Raw genomic sequence first — 16,547 nt, forward strand, 5'->3', positions numbered from 1 at the left:
CACGGTAAGCTGTACAGCGGCCCGCCATTGGAGCGGGTCGCTATGCGCGATCGCTGGACCGCCGAGAGCGGGGCGGACGCGTGAGCCCCCACCCACAGTCGAGCAAGCAGGAGACTTCCGTGTCGGCGTATGCAGTCGTCAAGACCGGCGGCAAGCAGTACAAGGTCGCCGTGGGCGACGTCGTCGAGGTCGAGAAGCTCGACGGCGAGCCGGGCACCGAGCACACCTTCCCCGCCGTGCTGTACGTCGACGGCGCCGAAGTCACCACAGACGCCGACGCGCTGGCGAAGGTCTCGGTCACCGGCAAGGTCGTCGAGCAGACCAAGGGCCCCAAGATTCGTATCCACAAGTTCAAGAACAAGACTGGTTACCACAAGAGGCAGGGGCACCGTCAGCGGCTGACCCGCGTCGAGGTCACCGGCATCAACAAGTAAGGAACCTGACCAGCCATGGCACACAAAAAGGGCGCGTCCAGCTCCCGCAACGGCCGTGACTCCAACCCGCAGTACCTCGGTGTCAAGCGGTTCGGTGGTCAGGCCGTCAAGGCGGGCGAGATTCTGGTTCGTCAGCGCGGCACCAAGTTCCACCCCGGCGTGAACGTCGGACGTGGCGGCGACGACACGTTGTTCGCTCTCGCCGCCGGCTCCGTCGAGTTCGGCAGCAAGCGAGGCCGCAAGACGGTCAACATCGTGCCGGCCGAGGTCTGAACCGGCCCGGCAAGCACTCGCGAACCCCGAACGAGGGGCGGGTCCGGAACATTTCCGGCCCCGCCCCTCGTTTTGTCGTAAGAGGACCCTTTTCCAGTGAGTGAGGCATCATGACGTCCCGATTCGTCGACCGCGCGATCATCCATCTCGCGGCGGGCAACGGGGGCAACGGCTGTGCCTCGGTGCACCGCGAGAAGTTCAAGCCGCTCGGCGGTCCTGACGGCGGCAACGGTGGCAGTGGGGGGGACGTGCGGCTCGTGGTGGACCACAGTGTCCACACGCTGCTGGACTTTCACTTCCGGCCGCATGCCAAGGGCGGAAACGGGAAACCCGGCCAGGGCGGCAACCGCAACGGTGCCGCTGGGGACAGCCTCGAACTCAAGGTGCCGGAGGGCACGGTGGTGCTGACGCCGGATGGCGAGGTACTGGCCGATCTCGTGGGCGCCGGAACCACGTTCGTGGCGGCGGAGGGCGGCAGGGGCGGGCTCGGCAACGCGGCGCTGGCCTCACGCGCTCGCAAGGCGCCGGGCTTCGCGTTACTCGGCGAGGAGGGCCAAGCCCGGGATCTCGTACTGGAACTGCGCTCCGTCGCCGATGTCGGGCTCGTCGGGTTCCCCTCCGCGGGAAAGTCGTCGCTGATCTCGGTGCTGTCCGCGGCCAAACCGAAGATCGCCGACTATCCGTTCACGACACTCGTGCCCAACCTCGGTGTCATCACGGCGGGCGACACCGTGTTCACGATGGCCGATGTACCGGGGCTGATTCCCGGTGCCAGCCAAGGCAAGGGCCTTGGCCTCGACTTTCTCCGGCACATCGAACGGTGTGCCGTACTGGTGCACGTCGTCGACTGCGCCACGTTCGAACCGGACCGGGACCCGGTGTCCGACGTGGACGCCCTTGAGGACGAACTCGCGCGCTACACGCCCGCGCTCGGTGACGATCTCGCGCAGCGGCCGCGAGTGGTGGTGCTGAACAAAATGGACGTGCCCGACGCGGCGGAACTCGCCGAGATGGTGCGCCCCGAGTTCGAAGCCAGAGGGCTGCGCGTGTTCGAGGTGTCGACCGCGACCAGGCAGGGGCTTCGTGAGCTGACCTTCGCGCTCGGCGAGATCGTCGAGAAATACCGATCCGAACAGCCTGCGCCGACCGCGACGAAGATCGTGCTGACCCCCCGCGCCGTCGACGACGCCGGTTTCACCGTGGAACCCGACCCCGAGGAGCCGGGTGGGTTCATCGTGCGCGGTGCCAGGCCGGAACGCTGGATCAGGCAGACCGATTTCGGTAACGACGAGGCCGTCGGCTACCTCGGGGACCGGCTCAACCGGCTCGGTGTGGAAGACGCGCTGGCCCGTCATGGCGCCGAGCCGGGCAGTACGGTCACCATCGGGGACTACACCTTCGACTGGGAGCCCTCCACTCCGGCCGGTGTCGCGATTCACCTTTCCGGACGCGGCACCGACAGCAGGCTCGAACGCGGCGACCGGGTCTCGGCGGCCGAACGGAAGGAAGCCCGCCGCGTGCGCCGTGACGGCCCGCAGGAATCCAGCGGTGCCGGGTCCGAGGTGGACGGTGGACCGTCGTCAGGAGTGGAGCCGCCCGAGTCCGGCGAGTTGTCAGAACCCGGGGCCGATGGTGCCCGTGAGTGAGACACGGGAGGCCATCGCCGGGGCCAAGCGGCTGGTGGTCAAGGTCGGCTCCTCCGCGCTGACCACGGCGGGCGACGGCCTCGACACCGCGAGGCTTGATGCTCTTGTCGATGCTCTGGCGGCAAGGGTCGCCGCCGGAACCCAGCTCGTCCTGGTCTCCTCGGGTGCGATCGGCGCCGGGCTGGCGCCGCTGTCGCTCGGTAAACGCCCGAAGGAACTGGCAACGCAGCAGGCGGCGGCGAGTGTCGGCCAGCTCGCGCTCGCGCATGCCTATGTCGAGTCGTTCGGCCGCTACTCGCTCACCGTCGGCCAGGTGTTGCTGACCTCCGACGACGTGGTGCGCCGCGCGCACTACCGCAACGCCGAGCGGACCTTTTCCACCCTGCTGGAACTTGGTGCCGTGCCGGTAGTCAACGAGAACGACACCGTTGCCACCGAGGAAATCAGATTCGGCGACAACGATCGGCTCGCGACGCTTGTCGCGCATCTCATCGGCGCGGAAGGACTTGTCCTGCTGTCCGATGTGGACGCATTGTATGACGGTGACCCCCGTTCCGGCGGAACCCGCAGAATCCACGAGGTTACGCACGGTTCGGAGCTGGATGGTCTGTCCGTCGGCATGTCCAGCTCGGGACTGGGAACCGGCGGCATGATGTCCAAGGTCGCCGCTGCGACAACCGCGGCGGCGGCTGGAATCCCGGTACTCATCGCCGCCGCGGCGCAGGCGCCGACCGCGCTCGGCGACGCGGGTACCGGTACCGCGTTCAAACCGGCGGGCACGCGCCTTTCGGCCCGCCGGTTCTGGCTGGGTTACGCGGCGGGTGCGCGGGGAAGGCTCCAGCTCGACGACGGAGCGGTCACCGCGGTCGTCCGCAGGCGGCGCTCCCTGCTGCCCGCCGGAATCACCGGTGTCGACGGTGATTTCCAGGCAGGCGACGTCGTCGATCTCGTCGATCCGGGGCAACACGTGGTCGCGCGCGGCGTCGTCGCCTACGACGTGACCGAGCTGCCGGGCATGATCGGCCGCTCTACGCCGGATCTGCCGCCGGAGCAGCGGCGGGAAGTGGTCCACGCGGACGACCTCGTGCCGCTCGGGAAGCGCTGAGCCGGGCGTCAATTTCCTTCGGGGGAAAGGTGACGCACGATCCGGCGAAGCTGTTCGGCGTAGGCAGCCGCGAACTCGGCGGAGGATGCCTCGGTTCCGAAGATCGCTCTGGCGATCCTGCTGAACGTGTGAGGCGCGCTCGCGGCGCTGATCAACATGAGCAGGAGGTGCGCGGGCTCGATGTCCTCGGCCAGTTCGCCTTCGCGTTGCCGCCCGCGCACGTAGGCGACTTGTTCTCGCATGAACTCACGCTGGGCTTCTCCCTCCGCGCTGTCCTGGCCGCTGTCGGTCAGGTTCTCCCACATCAGCAGTCGGCTCGCGGCGGGGTCGGCCGTGCTTCCGACGACGAATGCGGCGACGACCTCCTCCAGTGGCATGTCGTTGGCGGTCATCGAGGCGTTGGTGCGCAGGGTCGCCGCGATCACCTCGGTGTAGAGCCCTTCCTTTCCGCCGAAGTAGTACGAGATGAGCTGCTTGTTCACCTCGGCCTGTTCGGCGATGTCGCTGATACGGGTCGCGGCGAACCCGTGTGCGGCGAACTGCTCCTTTGCCGCGGCCATGATGCGGGCTCGGGTGCGCTCGGGGTCGCGAAGGCGCTCGCTCTGCCTGGGAGTGCGGCGGGGGGAGCGCGCAGCCGGTTCGGAGGTTGGCACGGCGTCACGGTAACTCACCGGCGACCCTGATGTGACCTCAGGGTTGAATCAATCAAACTCAGGGTTGATTGATTCAACTTTTGGGTTGATTATGGTTGTGTAGTCGAACCGAACAGGAGCGGATCATGACGGACTCGATCTCGAACCCCGCAAGCTCCGCCGGACCTTCGCGAGGCAAGCCCTTGCGGGTGGCGGTCATCGGAGGGGGAACGGGCGGGCTGTGTCTCGCGCACGGTTTGCGCAAGGCGGGTGTCGGCGTCGCCGTGTACGAACGGTCGGCGCTGCGCACCGAGCGGCTCCAGGGTTATCGCGTGCACATCAATCCCCACGGCGCGAAAGCACTGCACGAATGTCTGTCGCCGTCGCTGTGGCAGAGCTTCCTCGGCACCTGTGGCCGCGACACCGGTGGATTCGGTTTCCTCACCGACCGCATGACCGAACTGATGCTTGTGGAGAACGATCTCGTGTCCGGCACTGCCCCCGTCGATGCGCACCACTCGGTCAGCCGAATCACCCTGCACCAGGTGTTGTCGGCCGAATTGGCGGGCTGTCTGTTCTACGGGAAGGAGTTCGTCCGTTATGAGCGCGGCGCCGACGGCCGCATAGTCTGTCACTTCGCCGACGGCAGCACGGCCGAAGCGGACGTACTCGTCGGAGCCGACGGCGGGAACTCTCGGGTCAGGAAGCAATACCTGCCGCACGCGAAGCGGGTGGATACGGGGATCACGACCATCGTCGGCAAATTCCCGCTGACGGACGAGAGCAGACGCCGTCTTCCCGCCCGGTTGTCGGCAGGCGCCAACAATGTCATCCCGCGCGGCGGCTGTGGCTTGTTCACCGCCCCGCACGAAAAAACCGGTGAGGTCGTCGAAGGTTTCGGGGGCAACGACGAAACCGCGGAACACGACGTGGTGCTGTTCGACAACACGAGCAGCTACATCATGTGGGCTTACGGCGCGACCGGCTCCGCCTTTCCCGCCGGCCTCGATCTGTCCACACTCGATGGCACGCGACTGCGTTCGGTGGTCGGCACCCAGATCCGGCGCTGGCATCCGGCGTTCCGGCGATTGGTCGGGGAGACGCCGTCCGCGACCGTGTCGTTGCTGCCGATTCGTACGTCAGTGCCCGTCGAGCCATGGAAACCGAGCAAGGTCACCCTACTCGGCGACGCGATCCACAGCATGACGCCGTTCCGCGGAATCGGAGCGAACACCGCCTTGCGCGACGCCGCCCTGTTGTGCCGGGCGCTCGTCGCCGTGCACCGGGGCGAACGCGAGGTAGTCGCCGCCATCGGTGACTACGAGGCCGAGATGACCGAGTACGGTTTCGCGGCGGTCAGGGACTCGTTGCGCGCGGCCGAGCAGTTCGTGTCGACCAACATCGCGGGCAGAGTGCTGTTCAAGAACGTGCTGCGGCTGGCCGGAGCGGTCCCGTCGCTCAAGCGCAGGATGTTCAGCGACCAGGGTTCCTAGCGGGTGGCTAGGGGTTTTCAGCGCAGTTCGCTGCCATTGGTCTCCGGCAGCCGCCAGATGACAAGGAACGCGATGAGCGCCGCACCCGCCACGTACCAGAAGAACACGATGTCGGCGCCCGCGTTGGACAGTGCCGCGATGAGCAGGGGAGCGGTGCCGCCGAACACCGCGACGGTGAGGTTGTACCAGGCGCCGATCCCGAGTCCGCGCAGCGAGGTGGGGAACAGTTCGCTCATGATCGCCGGTGCGATCGAGGTCATCGCGGTGTAGAGACCCAGCCCCACGCAGAACACCACCAGCAGGCCCCAGAAGTTGGGCTGTACAAGGGTCGACAGCGGCACGATGGTGATCGCGATGGCCGCCGACCACACCAGAAGCTGCGGTTTGCGGCCGAACCGGTCGGAGATGACCCCCATCGGATACTGGAGCACGACGAACAACGCGGTACCGATGGAGAGGGCGAGGAAGACGTCGACGGCATCCGCCTTGCGGGTGTCGACCGCGAACGGTGTCAACGCGCTGAAGAACGTGTAGTAGCACAGGGTCGACAGCATCGTGAAGCCGACGAGTTGCCCGACGGCCTTGGGGTGCTTGCGAAGGGTCGTCAACAGTGGCCGCTCAACCTTGCGGGCCGTCGCCTTGTTGTCCTTGAACTGCTCGGTTTCCTCAAGGCTCCTGCGTAGCCACAGGCCGATGAGCCCCAGTACGCCACCGAGGAGGAAGGGCAGCCGCCAGCCCCAGGATTCGAGTTGGGCCTCACTCATCGTCCTGGCGAGCGTGAACCCCAGTATCGAGGCCAGTAGTACCGCTGTGCCTGTCGAGATGTAGAAGAACGACGAGTAGCGGCCTCGGCGGTGCGCGGGGGCGATTTCGCCGAGATAGGCAGAAGCGTTGGACACCTCACCGCCGAGTGAGAGTCCCTGAGCGATCCTGGCCAGCAACAGCAGTAGCGGAGCGAACCAGCCGACCTGCTCGAACGTCGGCAGCACTCCGATCAGGATGGAGCCCCCCGCCATCAGCAGGATCGTGAAGATCATCGCGGGCTTGCGGCCCCTGACATCGGCGAATCGACCGATCAGCATTCCGCCGAGCGGGCGGAAGAAGAAGGCAAGCGCGTAGGTGGCGAACGTGTTGATCTGGGCGAGATCACCGGGAAAGAAGGCACTGGCGAAGTAGATGCTGAAGGTCGCGTAAATGGTCCAGTCGAACCATTCCAGGGCATTTCCGACGCTGGCGGCGAACAGTCTGCGGACGGGAAGACGGTCTTTGACCGGAACGCCCACGTTCGACTCGACCATGTCGATCCTCCACGTTCGCGTAATATGCGATGGCACTTTGCCACACGAGCTGTTGCCACGGAAGTCTTGATATCGCGGCTGTCTCGCCGGCGAGTTGCGCCGGCCGCATTGTCCGGCGGCGGTGGAACAACGCGAAAACCCGGCGACCAGCACGAGTCCGCGAGTGTCGTATCCGAAGACACCCGACGCCGCGCCTGTTTTGTCCAGGTTCATGTGCGACGTCACGTGTGCACGTTCGTTCAGTACCGACGCGGCTGACACGACCGCCGCCGCAATGCGGCCGGACGGGATCCGGTCCCCGCTGCTTTCTCATTCCTGATTACCGGCCTGCCGCATACCGGCCATCCGAAGGTGGCCGCCTCCTTCCGTTCACGAAGTAGAAGCCAAGGCGAACGGCAGTACGGCGGGGACCCCCGCGTTGCGCAGCATCCGGCTCGCCAGCGTCATTGTCCAGCCGGTGTCCACGAGATCGTCGACCAGCAGCACCGGCCCGGTCGGTGTTCGCGCCCGGGCGGCCAGATCGTCGGGAAGGCTCAGCCGTGCCCACAGGTCGGCGAGTCGCTGCGCACTGTTGGCTCTGCGCGGAGGTGGCCCGGTGGCGTCGAGCATCCCGGCGAAGTCGAGGCGGCCGACCGAGGCCAGTTTCTCCGCGAGTGACTGGACGAGCCGTGGTCGCGTGTGCGAGCCGATGCCCACCACGGCGACCGGTCGTTGCTCCCAGTCCCACGAGGCGAGTACGGCGACACAGGCTTGCAGCAGGGATTCGGGAACCACGTCGTCCGTTGCGTGTGGACCTACGAGTTCCCGCAGTCGTGTTCCCCAGCCCACGTCCGTCAACCTGCCTACCGTCCTGCCCGGTGCGGCCTGTTCGTCCTTGCCGATCCGGCCGGAAAGCGGGATGCCGAGTGTGGCCATACCGGTGGGCCACTGGCGTCGCGCGGCCAGTTCGACTCCCGGTTTGCTCAATTGCCTGCTGGTCGCCTCGGTGGCCTCCGCGGATATCGTGGTTTCCCAGCGGTCTCCGGTGCAGTTGTCGCAGCGCCCGCACGCCGTTGCTTGCGGATCATCGAGTTGCCGCCGGAGAAACTCCATCCGGCAGCCGCCGGTCGCCTGGTAGTCGATCATTGCCTGTTGTTCCTCGGCCCGCGCCGTACGGACGCGCTCGTAGCGCTCCGCGTCGTAACTCCACGGCCTCCCCGTCGATTCCCAGCCGCCGCGCACGCGCCGGACCGCGCCGTCCACGTCGAGCACCTTGAGTACCATCTCAAGCCGGGATCGCGACAACTCGACCGTCGGCTCGATCGCGGCTGTCGACAGTGGACGGTCGGCGCGCGCGAGACTGTCGAGTACCTGGCCGACGCGGTTCTCCTCCGGAAAAGCCAGCGAACCGAAGTAGTCCCAGATCTGCACGTCCTGCGAGCCGGGGAGCAAGATGACCTCGGCTCTCCGCACCCCACGGCCGGCGCGACCCACCTGCTGGTAGTAGGCGATCGGGGAAGAGGGCGCGCCGACATGGACGACGAAACCGAGATCGGGTTTGTCGAACCCCATGCCGAGTGCCGATGTGGCGACGAGGGCCTTGACCCGGTTGGCGAGCAGGTCGTCCTCGGCGGCCTGGCGGTCGGCTGGGTCGGTTTTGCCGGTGTAGGCCGCCACCGGGTAGCCCCGCTCGTTCAGCAGCGTGGTGATGTCGTTGGCCGCCGCCACCGTCAGCGTGTAGATGATGCCGGAGCCGGGTAGCGAATCGAGGTTCTCCGTGAGCCAGGCCAGGCGTGCCGCCTCGTTGTCGAGTGACACACACGCAAGTCGCAGGCTTTCCCTGTCGAGCGGCCCTCGCAGCACGAGTGTGTCGGACCTGTTGCCGATGCCGAGTTGTTCGGCGACGTCGGTGACGACCCGATTGTTCGCCGTCGCGGTGGTGGCGAGTACCGGGACACCGTCGGGCAGTTCACCGAGCAGAGTGCGCAGTCGCCGGTAGTCGGGCCGGAAATCGTGCCCCCAATCCGAGATGCAGTGTGCCTCGTCGACGACGAGCAGCCCGGCCGACGCGGCGAGCTTCGGCAGAACGGTGTCGCGGAAATCCGGGTTGTTCAGTCGCTCGGGGCTCACCAGCAGGACGTCGACCCTGCCTCCCTCGATCGCGGCCTGCACCTCCTCCCATTCCTGCTGATTGGCCGAATTCATGGTGACCGCGTGGATACCCGCCTTCGCCGCCGCGGCGATCTGGTTGCGCATCAACGCGAGCAATGGCGAGATGATCACGGTCGGACCCGCCCCTCGCAGCCTCAGCAGCGCGGTCGAGAGGAAGTAGACCGCCGATTTTCCCCACCCCGTGCGCTGTACGACGAGGGCTCGCCTGTGGTGTGCGACCAATGCCTCGATCGCGGTCCACTGATCCTCGCGCAGGGTCGCGCCGTCGCCGGCGAGCGCGCGCAGCAGTTCTTCCGCCTGCTGCCTCAGCGCGGTGGTGTCCACGGTGCTGATGGTGTCCTTGTTGTCCACGGGCCGTCTGCTTTCGGTTGGTGCCGGGGGCGGTGATCGGGCTGTTCGGGTGGCGTTGGCTGGGGCGCTGCTGATAGCTGTACCGGATGTGGCCGACGTTGTCGGCCGAGGGCGAGTGCGAACGGAACTCTCGTCAACGAAAACCGGGATCGTATGTGACGCAGGTCACTCTCATGACTCGCGTCATGAGGCTTCGAGTGCCACGTCTCTTCGCTGCGCCAGCACTCGCGGGGTGTCGTTGGCGCCCGGCGACGTCCCCCAGATCGCCGGTCGCGGAAGTGTCGCGGGAGCAGGTTCAGCACGGGGAGCGGGGGGCCTGCTCCCGCGACACGACCCTTCGGCACCGGTCCGTGCCGAGGTCGCTCACCTGGGTGTATAGGGTGGGTTTTCATGTCGTCACGTCGCATCGGTGTCATGGGGGGAACCTTCGACCCTGTGCACCACGGTCACCTCGTCGCCGCGAGCGAGGTGCAGAATCGTTTCGGCCTCGACGAGGTCATCTTCGTGCCGACCGGCCAGCCGTGGCAGAAGGTCGACCGCGTCGTGTCCAAGGCGGAGGACCGCTACCTGATGACGGTCATCGCCACCGCGTCCAACCCGGTCTTCTCGGTCAGCAGGGTCGACGTCGACCGGGAAGGGCAGACCTTCACCGTCGACACCCTGCGCGACCTGCATACCGAGTACCCGGATGACGAACTGTTCTTCATCACCGGTGCCGATGCTCTTGAGCAGATCCTGACCTGGCGGGACGCCGACGAGTTGTTCAAGTACGCGCACTTCATCGGAGTGACACGACCCGGATATCAACTCGACGACCACCATCTGCCGAAAGGCAAGGTCAGCCTGGTCGAGGTCACCGCGATGGCGATCTCCTCGACCGGGGTCAGGGAACGCGTCGGCAGCGGCGAGCCGGTCTGGTACCTGGTTCCCGACGGGGTCGTGCGATACATCGACAAACGGCGGCTGTACCGGCAGGAGACATGACCGACAGAACCGTCGGTGCCGTTAGGTAGGCTTTTGCGGAGCCAGTTCGATCCAGAAGGAGCACCGTGACAGCGACGGCCGAAGCACGAGACATCGCGACTGCCGCCGCGCACGCAGCAGTGGACAAGAAGGCGACCGACGTGGTCGTGCTCGATGTCTCGGAGCAGCTCGTCATCACCGACGCGTTCGTGATCGCGTCGGCACCCAACGAGCGCCAAGTCGGCGCCATCGTCGACAACGTCGAGGAAAAGCTCCGTATCGCGGGACACAAGCCGGTCCGCAGGGAAGGCGCGAGGGAGGGCCGCTGGGTCCTTCTCGACTACGTCGATGTCGTCGTGCATGTCCAGCACGACGAGGAGCGTTCGTTCTACGGCCTTGAGCGGCTCTGGAAGGACTGCCCCCGCATCGAGGTCGAGGGCCTCGGCAACGGGCAAGAGCCCGGCGCGGATCCGGACGCCCCGTGAGCCTGAGGCGGCTCGTGCTGTGGCGGCACGGCGAGACCGACTACAACGCGGCCGGCCGAATGCAAGGCCACCTCGATTCCGCGTTGACCGAGGTGGGCTGGAACCAAGCCAGGTTCGCCGCACTCGCGCTCGCGCGGTTCGAACCCGACGTCGTCATCGCATCCGATCTGCGCAGGGCAACCGACACGGCGACGGTGCTCACCGAGGCGATCGGGGTTCCGCTGCGCATCGACAAGCGGCTTCGCGAAACCCATCTCGGCGAGTGGCAGGGGCTGACCGGTGCCGAGGTGGACATCCGCTCGCCTGGCGACAGGCAACGCTGGCGCACTGACGCGACCTGGGCACCACCAGGCGGTGAAACCCGGATCGACGTGGCCGAGCGTGCTTCGGAAGTCGTGTCCGACCTGTCGCAGGAGACGCAGGAGTACGACACCGTCCTGCTCGCGGCACACGGCGGGCTGATCGTCGCGCTGGTCGCGCACCTGATGACGCTCCCGGTCGAACTCTGGCCCTCGCTCGGCGGCATCGGCAACTGCCATTGGGTCGAGCTAGGTCTCAGGGACGGCGGATGGCGGCTGCACGCCTACAACGCGGGCATGACCGGCTAGCGATGGCCACCGGACCGAAGCTGCTCGTCTTCGGCGACTCGTTGAGCTTCCACGGCCCCGGTGGCGGCTGCGCGGCCGACGATCCGAGGCTGTGGCCCAACATCATGGCCGAGCGCCTGGGCGGCAGCGCCGAATTGGTCGCCGGAATCGGGTGGAACGCGCGGGACGTGTGGTGGGCACTGACCGGCGACCCGCGCGTGTGGGCCGACGTCCGCCGCGCCGACGCGGTCGTCTTCGCCGTCGGCAGTATGGACACGCTGCCCTCGCCGTTGCCGACCTATCTGCGGGTCGGTCTGCGTTATCTGCGGCCCGACCGGCTCCGGCGGATGGTGCGCGGCGGTTACCTCGCGGCTCAGCCGCATCTGGCGGTCGCGATGAGGGGAAGGCCCGCCGTACTGCCTCCGAAGCTCACGGTGTGCTATCTGGACACCGCGGTCGGCGCGTTGCGGACATTGCGGCCCGATCTGCCGATCGCCGGATGGCTGCCTTCCGTGCACCGTGCGGCCTCCTATGGAAACGTGCACACGGCTCGCGCCGAGACGGCGGCGAGGCTGGCCGCGTGGTCGGCCCGGGCGGCCGTTCCGTTGCTCGACCTGCCCGAGGTCGTCGGCGAGCACGTGCTCGCGGGCCACGGCAACGCCGACGGGATGCACTGGGGCTGGGCCGGGCACGACGCGGTCGGAGCCGCCATGGCCGCGCTCGTGACGCCGCTGCTCGGCGAGGTCGGCGCGCCGACGACCGGCACGCGCGGCCAGGCGACGTAGGCTGGCATCCGTGCCGGTCGCCGTCGTAACGGACTCCACTGCTCACCTGCCGGAAGGGTTCGCCGAGAGACACGGGATCCGGGTCGTTCCATGTCACGTGCTCATCGACGGGGTCGCGGCACTGGATGGCGTCGAAGTCGGTCCGGCGGCGCTCGCCGAGGCACTGAGGCAGCGGCACATCGTCACGACGTCACGGCCGGCGCCGTCGGCCTTCGCCTCCGCCTTCCGTGCCGCATTGGCTGACGGCGCCGACACGGTGGTGTCGGTCCACCTGTCGAAGCGACTGTCGGGAACCTGGGAATCGGCGGTACTCGCGGCTCAAGAGGTGGGGCCGGACCGGGTGCGGGTCGTCGACTCGAGGACGACCGCGATGGGTCTCGGCTTTGCGGCGCTGCATGCCGCGAACGTGGCGTCGGCGGGAGCGGGCGGTGAGCAAGTCGAGGCGGCGGCCGTCGCCGCGGCGGAACGGTCGGACACGTTCTTCGTGGTCGAGACATTGGAATACCTCCGGCGTGGGGGACGGATCGGTCCAGCGGCCGCGTTGCTGGGCACTGCGCTTGCGGTCAAGCCCGTCCTGCGGGTGGAGGAGGGTGAGATCCGGCCTTTGGAAAAGGTACGCACCATGCATCGCGCCGTCGCGCGGTTGCTGGACCTCGCCGCGCGGTCGGCCGGCGACGAGGCGATCGAGGTCGCTGTGCACCATCTCGCCTCGCCGGAGCGTGCCGCCGAACTCGCGACAAGGCTTGAGGAGATGTTGCCTCGTTCTCAGGGGTGTGTCGTGTCGGAATTGGGTGCGGTGGTCGGTGCGCACACCGGTCCCGGCGTGCTCGGCATTGTCGTGCAGCGGCCGGAATCGGTGCCTGTCCGACGTTAGCGCACACCGCTGCCGACAAGTGGCCGTCGACCCCGAGTTGTCCACAGGGGCCCGGTTGTCCACAGATTGGCGAATTCACGCTTCCGGTGGCAAGGAGGGTTCTCTAGCGTCGATCGGGTGTTCGAGAAAGCCACGACCCGTTCCTCCACAGAGGACACATCAGACGACACCGCGGACGGCGGTGCTGGTTCTGTTCGCTCACAGGAAAAAGCCTCCGCTCCCTCACGTGCTCGCCTCGCGCAACTTGCCGATCAGGTCGAGCGGGACAACGCGCGAAACGACGAAGCGCCACCGGCCGACCGCGCCGGCCGGATGATCGAACGCTGGCTTCCCGAGGGAGCGTTGTCCGGGCCCGGCCGCCGCCGCGGGGTGTTCCTCGCGACCGGTCTCGTCGTGGCCGCGGTGATCGTCACCGCGGTCGTCATGCTGACCGGTTCGGGCCCGGCATCCGAACGTCCGCCCCCGCTGCCGGTTGCTCAGCAGCAGGCGGCCGCCGTCACGGCGACAACGGGACCGTCCACGACGGACACCAGCGACGAGCCGATGGTGGTCAGCGTCGTGGGAAAGGTCGCCGAACCCGGCTTGATCACGGTGCCTGCCGGTGCGAGGGTCGCCGACGCCATCCGGGCTGTCGGGGGAGCCGACAAGGACGCGGACCTGCTGTCGGTCAACCTCGCGCGTCGGCTGAGCGACGGCGAACAGGTGTACGTCGGAGTCCCCGTACCGCCCGAGGTGATGGCGGCGGAATCTGGCCCCGCGCCGCCCGGGACCGGCGCCGGCCAGCAGGACACCGCGAAGATCGATCTGAACACGGCGGGGCAGGAACAACTGGAGAGCCTCAACGGGGTGGGAGAGGTGACCGCGCAACGGATACTCGACTGGCGGGCGCGCAACGGCCGCTTCACCGCCGTGGAGCAACTGCGAGAAGTCGACGGCATCGGCGAGAAACGGTTCGCGGAGCTTCGTGAGCAGGTGACTCTGGGATGACCCGGCTGACCGGAACGGAGCCGTGCGGCGAGCTGCGCCGTGCCAGCGGACACGATTTCCGTCTGGTTCCCGCGGCGATTCTCGTGTGGACGGCCACGCTGCTCGGCTTGTTGTGGCACTGGGTGGCGACAGTCGTCTGCGGTGTACTCGGCCTCGTCGCCGCTTGTGCGTTGATCCGGCGACGAAGACGAAGGCCGTCCACACGCGACCCGGACTGGCGGTTGCCTGTTGCCGGAACTCTCATCGTGTGCGGGGTACTCGTGGCCTCGGCACTGGCGTTCCGGATCGCGCAGGCTCAGCAGCATCCGTTGCGGGAACACGCGCAACGCGGCGGTGAGGCGCTCGTCAGCGGGACCGTGGCCGAGCGGCCTCGCCTGGTACGCGCGGCCGGATACGCGGGAAGGCCCGGGGGCGCCCAGTCGGTCGTCGTCCCGGTGGATCTGACAGAGGCCGTCGTCGGCGGTATTCCAGTGCGATCGGCGGGCAGGATCCTGTTGATCGCGCCTTTCGAGGAGTGGTCACGACTGCTGCCGGGGCAAGACGTCACCGCGAGCGGGGGTCTCGCGCCCTCGCGCGGTGGTGAACTGACGGTCGCCGTGACCTACGTGCGTGGTCCCCCGGAGTCGAAGGGGCCCGCGCCGGGGTGGCAGCGGGTGGCCGAGTCGCTGAGGGCGGAGCTGCGGACCGTCTCCTCGGTGCTGCCGGCGGAACCGGCGGGCTTGCTGCCCGGGCTGATCGTCGGCGACACCAGTGGCTTGCCGGAGCGCGTCGAGGAGGAGTTTCTGGACGCGGGCATGTCCCATCTCGTCGCGGTGTCCGGTTCGAACCTCGCCATCGTGTGCGGTGCCGTCCTGCTTACCGCGCGTGCGTTGCGCTGCGGGCCCCGGACGGCCGCGGCCATCGCGGGCGTCGCGTTGATCGGTTTCGTCGTCCTCGTCGGCTACGAACCGAGCGTGCTGCGGGCCGGCGTCATGGGTGCGGTGGGCTTGCTGGCACTCATGCTCGGCAGGCGAGGATCGGCGTTACCTGCCCTGGGGGCGGCCGTGTGCGTGCTGGTGCTCTACGACCCGGCCATGGCGACGACCATGGGTTTCGCACTGTCGGTCGCGGCGACGGCCGGCCTCGTGTTGCTGGCACCGCCGTGGTCGGACGCGATGCACCGGCGCAAGGTGCCCATCGGCGTCGCGCAAGCGCTCGCGGTACCGGTGGCGGCGTTTCTGGCGACGGCGCCGCTCATCGCGGGCATGGCCGGAGAGGTCAGCCTGGTGTCGGCGGTGGCGAACCTGCTGGCGGCACCCGTGGTCGCGCCGGTCACCGTGCTGGGGGTGCTCGCCGTCGTGCTGGCTCCGCTCTGGCATGGCGGCGCCGAGCTGCTGGTACAGGTCGCCGGTCCCGGCGTTGGCTGGCTCATCCTCGTGGCGAGGGAGGCGGCGTCAGTCCCCGGTGCGGTGATGCCGTGGCCCGCCGGCTGGTGGGGAGGTCTGTTCGCGCTTGGAATCGCCGCGCTTCTCGTGCTGGCGATCCGTTTCAGGGCCGCTCGGATGGGGCTCGCGCTGACGCTCACCGGCGTGCTGATCGTGTTCGTGCCGGTTCAGGTGGTCACGCCAGGCTGGCCGCCGCCGGGATGGACGGCCGTCGCATGCGACGTCGGTCAGGGCGACGGTGTCGTGCTGGCGACCAGCCAGCCGGGGCGCGCGGTCGTGGTCGACACCGGGCCTGATCCCGCTCCGCTTGGCGATTGCCTCGACCGGCTCGACATCGAACGCGTACCGATGGTGGTGTTGAGCCATCTTCACGCCGACCATGTCGGCGGGCTGTCCTCGGTTTTCGACGCGCGGTCGGTGGGTGCGGTCGCGGTCGGACCTGGCCGGACACCGTCATGGGCCTGGCGTCGGGTGGCCGCCGAAGCGGCCAGGCACGGCGTCCCGCTGCTGGAACTCAAAGCCGGTGACCGGCTCACCTGGCCAGGCTTGCGACTGGACGTCCTCGGACCTCGATATTCACCCGCGAGCAGCGAGGACGACGACGGCTCGACCATCAACAATGCCTCGCTGGTGGTCAAAGCCCACACCGGGGCCGGCAGAGTTCTGCTCACTGGTGACGTGGAACTGCTGGCACAGGGCGACCTGCTGGACGCGGGCACCGATCTGCGTGCCGAGGTGCTGAAGGTGCCGCACCACGGGAGCCGGTACAGCCTGCCGCCGTTCCTCGGAGCGGTGCGAGCACGGATCGCACTGATCAGCGTGGGAGCCGACAACAACTACGGGCATCCGAGCCCGGTCACGATGAGAACACTGACATCCGGAGGTGCACTGGTGACACGAACCGACACGGCGGGGGATGTCGCGGTGGTCAAGGACGGCCACGACATCGCGATTGTCCGAAGAGGACGGTCGCCATGAGGTGATCGTGGAGTTGCCCGTTCCGGTGATGACGTGAGCTCACCACGGCGCGACGTGGTGACGTCGCGCCGTGGGCCGGGT

Annotated in this window: 15 protein-coding genes; 12 read left to right on the forward strand and 3 right to left on the reverse strand. The window is 67.8% G+C overall.

The features are described from left to right. Positions 1–119 precede the first annotated feature (119 nt). The 4 genes from rplU (at position 120) to proB (ending at position 3,458) form a co-directional block, all read left to right on the forward strand. A complete protein-coding gene (gene rplU, locus BAY61_RS08915) occupies positions 120–434 on the forward strand; it encodes a 50S ribosomal protein L21 (protein ID WP_091794909.1) in 315 nt (104 codons plus the stop codon). Between the two features lie 15 nt (positions 435–449). After that, positions 450–707 carry a 50S ribosomal protein L27 gene (rpmA, locus tag BAY61_RS08920; RefSeq protein WP_091794912.1) on the forward strand — a complete coding sequence of 86 codons (258 nt, stop codon included), beginning with the start codon at positions 450–452 and terminating at the stop codon, positions 705–707. 110 nt (positions 708–817) lie between these two features. Next, on the forward strand, positions 818–2,353 hold the full coding sequence (gene obgE / locus BAY61_RS08925; RefSeq protein WP_091794915.1) for a GTPase ObgE: 1,536 nt from the start codon (positions 818–820) through the stop codon (positions 2,351–2,353). Further along, positions 2,346–3,458: a glutamate 5-kinase gene (gene proB / locus BAY61_RS08930; protein WP_091798487.1), complete on the forward strand. Its 1,113-nt coding sequence runs from the start codon at positions 2,346–2,348 to the stop codon at positions 3,456–3,458. Before obgE ends, proB begins: the two co-directional genes overlap by 8 nt. Positions 3,459–3,466: 8 nt before the next feature. Here proB and BAY61_RS08935 read toward each other — a convergent pair whose 3' ends face one another. Further along, complete coding sequence (locus tag BAY61_RS08935; protein ID WP_245865935.1) at positions 3,467–4,111, reverse strand: TetR/AcrR family transcriptional regulator; 645 nt, start codon at positions 4,109–4,111, stop codon at positions 3,467–3,469. A 125-nt stretch (positions 4,112–4,236) separates the two neighbouring features. On the opposite strand from BAY61_RS08935, the gene BAY61_RS08940 reads away from it, so the two are divergent. Continuing rightward, the gene (locus tag BAY61_RS08940) at positions 4,237–5,583 is read left to right on the forward strand and encodes an FAD-dependent oxidoreductase (RefSeq protein ID WP_091794921.1); all 1,347 of its coding nucleotides are present in this window, start codon (positions 4,237–4,239) and stop codon (positions 5,581–5,583) included. Positions 5,584–5,600: 17 nt separating this feature from the next. Here the strand turns inward: BAY61_RS08940 and BAY61_RS08945 are convergent, their stop codons facing one another. Both BAY61_RS08945 and BAY61_RS08950 read right to left on the reverse strand, forming a co-directional pair. After that, positions 5,601–6,881, reverse strand: a complete 1,281-nt coding sequence (locus tag BAY61_RS08945) for an MFS transporter (RefSeq protein WP_091794924.1) — start codon at positions 6,879–6,881, stop codon at positions 5,601–5,603. Positions 6,882–7,250: 369 nt separating this feature from the next. Further along, entirely contained in the window at positions 7,251–9,356 is a 2,106-nt protein-coding gene (locus BAY61_RS08950) for a RecQ family ATP-dependent DNA helicase (RefSeq protein WP_091798490.1), read from the reverse strand. A 417-nt stretch (positions 9,357–9,773) separates the two neighbouring features. Between BAY61_RS08950 and nadD the strand changes: the two genes are divergently transcribed. From nadD to BAY61_RS08985, 7 genes are all read left to right on the forward strand, one after another. Next, entirely contained in the window at positions 9,774–10,367 is a 594-nt protein-coding gene (nadD, locus tag BAY61_RS08955; protein WP_091794927.1) for a nicotinate-nucleotide adenylyltransferase, read from the forward strand. 65 nt (positions 10,368–10,432) lie between these two features. Continuing rightward, a complete protein-coding gene (gene rsfS, locus BAY61_RS08960; RefSeq protein WP_091794930.1) occupies positions 10,433–10,831 on the forward strand; it encodes a ribosome silencing factor in 399 nt (132 codons plus the stop codon). Then, positions 10,828–11,439 (forward strand): histidine phosphatase family protein, encoded by a 612-nt coding sequence (locus BAY61_RS08965; protein WP_091794933.1) that lies wholly within the window; start codon positions 10,828–10,830, stop codon positions 11,437–11,439. The genes rsfS and BAY61_RS08965 overlap by 4 nt, the downstream gene beginning before the upstream one ends. Positions 11,440–11,441: 2 nt before the next feature. Then, positions 11,442–12,203, forward strand: coding sequence for a diglucosylglycerate octanoyltransferase (gene octT / locus BAY61_RS08970; protein ID WP_245865937.1), 762 nt, complete (start codon positions 11,442–11,444; stop codon positions 12,201–12,203). 10 nt (positions 12,204–12,213) lie between these two features. Further along, positions 12,214–13,077, forward strand: coding sequence for a DegV family protein (locus BAY61_RS08975; RefSeq protein ID WP_091794939.1), 864 nt, complete (start codon positions 12,214–12,216; stop codon positions 13,075–13,077). Between the two features lie 117 nt (positions 13,078–13,194). Beyond that, positions 13,195–14,064 carry a ComEA family DNA-binding protein gene (locus BAY61_RS08980; RefSeq protein WP_091794942.1) on the forward strand — a complete coding sequence of 290 codons (870 nt, stop codon included), beginning with the start codon at positions 13,195–13,197 and terminating at the stop codon, positions 14,062–14,064. Beyond that, positions 14,061–16,466, forward strand: a complete 2,406-nt coding sequence (locus tag BAY61_RS08985) for a DNA internalization-related competence protein ComEC/Rec2 (protein WP_091794945.1) — start codon at positions 14,061–14,063, stop codon at positions 16,464–16,466. The genes BAY61_RS08980 and BAY61_RS08985 overlap by 4 nt, the downstream gene beginning before the upstream one ends. Positions 16,467–16,547: the final 81 nt, after the last annotated feature.

Origin of the sequence: Prauserella marina, assembly GCF_002240355.1 — a bacterium.
Classification (GTDB): domain Bacteria; phylum Actinomycetota; class Actinomycetes; order Mycobacteriales; family Pseudonocardiaceae; genus Prauserella_A; species Prauserella_A marina.